Origin of the sequence: Geofilum rubicundum JCM 15548, from assembly GCF_000974365.1 — a bacterium.
Classification (GTDB): Bacteria; Bacteroidota; Bacteroidia; order Bacteroidales; family Marinilabiliaceae; genus Geofilum; species Geofilum rubicundum.
The window spans coordinates 1-1,926 of record NZ_BAZW01000136.1 but is presented as its reverse complement, the minus strand read 5'-3'; the positions used below and the strand labels follow the sequence as shown (position 1 = coordinate 1,926).

Annotated in this window: 3 protein-coding genes; all 3 read right to left on the bottom strand. The window is 35.2% G+C overall.

The features are described from left to right. Window positions 1–135: 135 nt before the first annotated feature. The gene (locus tag JCM15548_RS20360; RefSeq protein ID WP_062129047.1) at window positions 136–900 is read right to left on the bottom strand and encodes a class I SAM-dependent methyltransferase; all 765 of its coding nucleotides are present in this window, start codon (window positions 898–900) and stop codon (window positions 136–138) included. Window positions 901–1,081: 181 nt separating this feature from the next. Next, entirely contained in the window at window positions 1,082–1,321 is a 240-nt protein-coding gene (locus JCM15548_RS20355) for a hypothetical protein (protein ID WP_062129045.1), read from the bottom strand. A 27-nt stretch (window positions 1,322–1,348) separates the two neighbouring features. Next, window positions 1,349–1,926 (bottom strand): hypothetical protein (locus JCM15548_RS20350; RefSeq protein ID WP_227626079.1); only part of this gene is annotated, 578 nt, incomplete at its 5' end.

Sequence of the window (1,926 nt, the reverse complement as noted above, 5' to 3'; positions counted from 1 at the left end):
CGTCCAGCGATATGGTGCGTGGCTAATCTTTATGGTATATACTTTCTGGCCGTTAAGAATGCTCTACAACGGACGAAACCTGCTATAAATATGCTACATAGCCATGCGCTATAACGCGTGTTGCTACCAGTTGTATTATTGTCCTTTTATAGCTCTTGTCGCGAAGAACGCAGGGAAATATTTATCAATTGCACTCTCGCCGCCCCAGTAATCTTCGTAAAAATCGGTCATTAAAAACCCAGCACTCAACTGTTCGCCAATTTGCGCTGTGAGACTATGACCAAATTCTAATGCTTCCTTATTCTTGATAATATCAGCCAACTTTTCTTTCGGTAATGAGGTCAGGTCTGAATATGGTTGGGTATAGATTAATTGAAAGGGATTAACGTTTTGGTCTAATTGGAAAGAAATAGGATTTATCAAGCCTGTCATTAATATTCCATTAGTTTTCAAGACCCGAAAACATTCTTTCCAAACGGGTTTTAAGTTATCGACAAATACTACAGAGCATGGGTTAAATACTACATCAAATGACATGTCGGCAAATACTGACAGGTCTTTCATGTCTCCCTGCACTGTTTTGATATTAAGGTTAAACTCATCACTTAGAGTTCTATCTTGATTTAATTGATTCTCCGAATTGTCAAAAATGGTAACATCAGCCCCTAATGCTGCCAGAATCGGCCCTTGTTGTCCGCCACCACATGCTAATCCTAGTATCTTTAATCCTTTTAAATTGGGAAACCAGGAATAAGGAACGGGTTTCGTAGGTGTTAAAACAATGTTCCAAATACCATTCTTGGCATTCTCAATATCAATTTTAGTAACGGGAATGGTCCATCGCACATTATTCTCAACATATCTATCCCAGACGTTTTTATTGTGTTCGGTTACATTCATTTAAGCATGGATTTTTTCTTACAATTGGTAGCAACGGCCACGTATATGAAACGTTTGGCATTTCGAAGCACTTTCCTTTCAAGTTACAAGAACTTTTGATAAGAGTTGTAATGTTCGATAACCCACTGACTGCCAAATGTTTTATATACGATGTTGTGCGTTCGTGCATTATTTTGGTATCTTAATCTACCCAAAATTCAAAACCATAATCAATTAAATCAGCAAATCGAATAGGAATTACTAATTGTTGTTCTTGTGGTAAATGATGTCCATTTTGTTCGATTATTTGAGCCATTAAAAATATCTCCATCGGTCTTTTTACAACATAGATTGTTTCATGCTGAAAGTCTCCGTCATGAATGATACTTCGCAATTTGGCCCCGACTTTTATTTGGCCTGTATTCATTAAGTTACTCCACATAATATTTTATTTTTAGCAGTGATTAGTTTATTTATTGGTCAAATTTTCATAATAAAGACTTAATCGTTCGATATCCCCAGCCATTTCATGATATTCACGATGAAGATTACTTCTGGTTGAATCATCCCCTACAATTATCTTTGATACTAAAACCTTATTAAACAACATTTCCCAACAAGGTTTATAAGTCTTCAAGCCTTGCCAATAAAATCCAGCTAAATGCTTTAATGTAGTATTATCATTGATAAATTGATTCATAATCTCAGTCCAATTCATATCACCACGATGGAAAAGAAGCGTATCTTTTGCTGGAACCACTTCGTAGATTCGGCTATTTGTCAAAATACAACAGAATCTCATGGCATCAGATAAATCTGCAAATACAAATAATCCAGTTTTCCTATTAGCAGTTTTCTCATTTGGCATTTCTTCACTTAATATTTTCTCAATGTTTTGTTTATCTTGATAAAATCTTGTAGAATCTTGATATGATGAATTATTTGGTAATATTAGGTCGTTAAGTCTGTATTGTCTTTTATCAACTCTATACATTGTCTTAATTTTCGTGATGTTAAATGATGCTATGTGTTTTCTTGCATGACGCA